Source organism: Chloroflexus sp., assembly GCF_034434295.1.
Lineage (GTDB): Bacteria > Chloroflexota > Chloroflexia > Chloroflexales > Chloroflexaceae > Chloroflexus.
Window position 1 is genome coordinate 1 of sequence record NZ_DAOTZQ010000072.1, and the last position, 4,448, is coordinate 4,448.

A 4,448-nucleotide genomic window follows, 5' to 3' on the forward strand; every position below is an offset into this window, starting at 1 on the left:
GTGCCTATCACTCAGCAAGCTCCGCAGTGATCAGGGCAGGGGAAGAGACCAGGCTGCAACCCGCCTGACGTAACCCTATTCTGGAGGAATCTTTTTGAGGAATGAGCAAAAGCATATGACGTACTGGCAACGTCATTATCATCTCATTTGGTTAACGTATAATCGCCGGCCAATCTTGCCTAGAGCCTGTTATGGACGTTTCGGTTCTGCGCGTGTATCATGACGCTATGACACGAAACGCCTATCCACGTGATGGTTCCAATGAGGAGTGGACAGTTGTTGCGCCCTCTGTGACGCTGATGGACGAAACGGCACGCAGCGGCACTACCCCTGCGCAACCTCTCTAACGGGCTGCGCTATCTTCTGCACACCGGTGCGCCGTGGCGCATGCTACCCTCCGACCTGCCGCCGTGACATGTTGTCTCCCCACAGACGCAGCGCTGGCTGACGGCGGCAGTGGTTGAGCAGATGGTACATGATTTGCGGATGCTGCTGTGCGAAATCATCGACCGCGCACCCAAGCCTCGTGCCGTGATCGTGGACAGTCGAACACTGCAATCGACACTAGAACACGGGGGGACACGCTGGCGACGATGGGCACAGCTGGCGGAAAGGCGCGACGGTGCACCTGGCCGTGGCTACGCTGGGGCAATTGCTGGCGGTTATAGTCACGCTCGCCAACGAACACGACCGGGTACAGGTGGCGACGCTGGCCCACCGCATGCAGGAGGTAACTGACGACACGGTGGAGGTGACCTTCGTCGACCAGGGCGACCCTGGTGCGCAACCGGCCGCCGAGTCGACTGCCCACGGCAGTCACCTGGAGATGGTCACGCTGCCGATGGCCACGCGGGGCGTTGTTGCGCTGCCGCAGCACTGGGTGGGTGAGTGCAGCATCGCCTGGATGGCACACTGCCATCGCCTGGTGCGTGACGATGAACGCATCAGACGACTCTGGCCAGGAAACATGTCGTTGCCACTACCATTGTGTTGGCCCATCGGTTTGTCTCGCTCATGAACCAAAGCGCTAGGGGCGGGTTCTGAACCCACCCCTACGGACGGTACAGGTGCCCATTTACATCGCCATACGTTGTATTTTTCGGATTTGATTATGCGACGAGTACCAATGCAAGCGAACAAACGTCTCTGAACATCAGGAGTGAACGACAAGGGTAATCATGCCTCTTTGCACCATTCCTACTCACCATACAGTTGGAGCAACTCGCGCCATTCACCGGTCAGCTCATCACGCCGGGCAGCGTAGTAAACGTGGGTTACGCCCTGCTCATCAACGTACACCAGGTCCACCTGTGAACGCATTGGACGCAGGTAGCCGATGTTTCCCCACCAACGTACCTTTTCTTCGTCGAGCGGCATATCCTGGTGGTACATGCGGGCTGCATATTCACGCACCGTTCCGGGTTCGATGTCTTGCAGGCGCCACGGTGCGCTACTCACATCGCCGGTGCGAAGGTTGCGAAAGGTATAGAACCACTCGCTATCTTCAGAACGTGTTGCATTCACGACCTCAATACCGGTGCGCGGACGAGGCACCCGAATCAGCGCCAGCCAGGCCTCTGAGAGTTTTTCGCGTGGCACGTTGTTATATTCCTGAATGGCGCCTGAGTCTTTGTCTTTCATTACCAGATCGAAGCGTGGCTGACCTTCAGGATCAAGGTTGATGCGCACAATACCGCCTCGTCCGCGCCAGCGCACCCGGCGTTCACCCCAGGCTTCAATGTCAGGAGGTGGGGTCGGATCGAGTGTTCCCTCTTGATCAAAATCGTCTGAGTCGGTCTCAATCCTGGCACCGGCCTCGTTCAAGAGACTCATCCACGCTTCGCCGAGACCCCAATCGCTAACCCCGTAGAAAATATGGTCAATGACACCATTCTGGTCACGGTGAACGAGATCGTATTTGACGCGAGCACCCTGACGGTAAGCGCGCCAGAGACCGAGCCGCCCGCGCCAGCGTACCTGGCTTTGCAGATCGATTCGGCCTTCCCGTAAATCTTCGTGACGGCTAATGGCATACGCCCACAAGCCCTGGGCCCGGTCACGGGTGACACCGGCCGTCGTTCGGAGATCACGAACCTCGTAGATCCATGAACCACCACGGCGCTGACTACCAACAATCTCAACCCCCGAACGCGGCAATTCGAGGGTTTCGCCATTGTCGAGCGGGGATGGTTCGCCAGCGGCAATCGCCTGGCGACAGAGCTGAATGATCTCGCTGCGATTCGCTACCACCGTCTCGTTATCGCGGCGGATGTAGACTGCGCCGTTGCTGCCAACGTAGGGTGGCGGGTCTTGGGCTTTGACCTCAACACGGATCACGTCACGCCCCTCGTAGTGCATAAGTTCAAATGATAGGTACGGTTGGGGGGTAAGCTGTTCGGCGACACTCTGCCGCAACGATTCGGTCGCCTGGTCGGGCCGATCAACACCGATCACCTTACCGCTGGGATCACAGCCAATGATCAGCACACCACCACCGATATTCGCCAATGCAGCCACATCAGGCCAGAGCGCAGTAGTTGCTAACGGATCGTTGACAGCGCGTAATACCTGACGTTCCGTACTACCGCTGAAGCGAGCAACGTCGAGCGACCACTGCTTTTGATCGCGTTTTGGCACCCGTACCCGATCAAAATCCTGACTCGAGAAAAGGGCTTTTAATGCTTCAAAACTACGATCAGGAAGCAACGCCTCGAAATAGCGATCACCGATACCGTGGCGGTGGGTGACCTGAGCTTCTGCTTCGGCTAAGCGACGGAGCCGATGGGCATCGCTTCCCTGGATACAGAACATGCGGCGCTCGTAGTGTTCGGTTTTACCGTTGTAAAAACCAGGCGAGGTAAACTTCTCGTGGTCGGTGTAGAAATTGATAAACTCAAGCGCGTGCAGATAGGGGCTTTGGGTCACGGCCACACGCGCCTGTCCACTCGTTCCCATGCGCAAGGTTTCGGTGATAACCCCATTCGGGCCGTTCGCGTGAGCAGCAATCACAATACCACCAGCACGATGAATGATCTCGTAGGCTTCGGTGACATGCCGGGTGTTGGCAACACTGCACGCTCCATGCTTGAGCACGTCAGCCGGAATACCAAGCTGGAGCAGCGTAGCTTCAATCAAACTGAGCGGGCGATTCGGCGGAAAGATACCGAGAATATGCGCCCCAAAATGTGACGTGAATTCAAAACCCGGCAGGACAGTAATCTTCTCGAGCAGACGCCGGTATTCGGACAGACGGGCAGCTTCTCCACTGGTTAGTCGACCAGCTTTTTCCAACGTGATCAGAAACTCCAGTTCACGCTGAAATTGTTCATAACCAGCAACGGTATTGTGATCGGTAAATGCGATGATCTCAAGACCACGACGTTCAGCTTCCTGGAGAATATCAAGGTACGAAACGTTTGGTTCAGCGTAATCTTCAGAAGCAGGTGTGTGTAGATGCAAATCAACCCGAATCCAGCGCATATCGTTACGCTCTTCCCCTGTTGTTGTCATATCATTAAAACCTTAGACATTCAGATCTTTTCAAACATGTTTTTATAAGTTTTTCGTTTTTAGCCATCTCTTCTCAAGATGATGCAGTGTTGTCGAGAGTTCCTCCTTTCCTGCGATGATGATAAACCTGCCAGGGCAGAGTTCTTCACGTTCACACAACCCTGTACTGATAGTATACCAGATTCAGATGCCAGAGCGTGACGCCTTTAGATGCATATACCTCGTATGAGTGCGTGAATGGAAGTGTTTTTTCATATAATCCTGTTGGTGGGAGTGGGTATGGGGTGGTTGGGAAGATAAACCACAGCGACATGAGGGACACAGAGTGAGCCATGTCCGTGCTCGCGGGTTCTGGTCACTCTTCCATTCATCTCCCTAGCAGGGGGGAGGAGGTAGGATCGAGGTGACTGGAAGCCATCTGGAGCATGCCCATTTCCACTCCCCACTCCCCCAACGGGAGAGGAGTGGGGGCTGGGGGATGAGGTGTGGGGCAAGCACACCCCCACCCTTGCCCGTCCCCGCCGGGGGCGGGCAGCACCGGTGCCGGATGGCTCCGCTGTTGTGCGCTGGTGCAGAGTGGTACTACCAAATCTGAAAAACACAGTGCACGTGCCTGCAATGCAAGCCGCACCCTTAAGCCACCCCTCGGATGGCAATGTGCACCGGCTCGTGGGTAGGGGTGGGTTCTGAACCCGCCCCTACGAAACCCGCTCCTCCGCAATCATCCAGATGACCTCACGGATCGTCCTGAAGAAGATGGATAGTCACGGAACCCCACATATTCGGTCAGGCAGTGATGCACCGTGTCACGCAAGGTTTGAGATGCTACCCGGCCAGGCACAGCGGGCTGGGGCAGATATGAGCGCACCAGCGCACGCTCACAGGGGATCGCCCTCACCCTTGCCTGCCCCCCACTGGGGGCGGGAGCATGTCCTGGA

The 4,448-nt window shown here is 56.4% G+C and carries 1 protein-coding gene and 1 pseudogene; one reads left to right on the forward strand and one right to left on the reverse strand.

Features of this window, described 5'->3' with window-relative positions; genetic code table 11:
• The first annotated feature begins 227 nt into the window (after positions 1-227).
• Positions 228-1,044 (forward strand): annotated as a pseudogene (locus VAE57_RS10495) (transposase).
• Positions 1,045-1,197: 153 nt separating this feature from the next.
• On the opposite strand, the gene VAE57_RS10500 reads toward VAE57_RS10495, so the two are convergent.
• Positions 1,198-3,510 carry an RNA-binding domain-containing protein gene (locus VAE57_RS10500; protein WP_322821833.1) on the reverse strand — a complete coding sequence of 771 codons (2,313 nt, stop codon included), beginning with the start codon at positions 3,508-3,510 and terminating at the stop codon, positions 1,198-1,200.
• Between the last annotated feature and the right edge of the window lie 938 nt (positions 3,511-4,448).

What these genes read in the sequence shown, in the direction of transcription:
- VAE57_RS10500 (WP_322821833.1), bottom strand. Translation starts at nt 3,510, where the DNA reads ATGACAACAACAGGGGAAGAGCGTAACGATATGCGCTGGATTCGGGTT.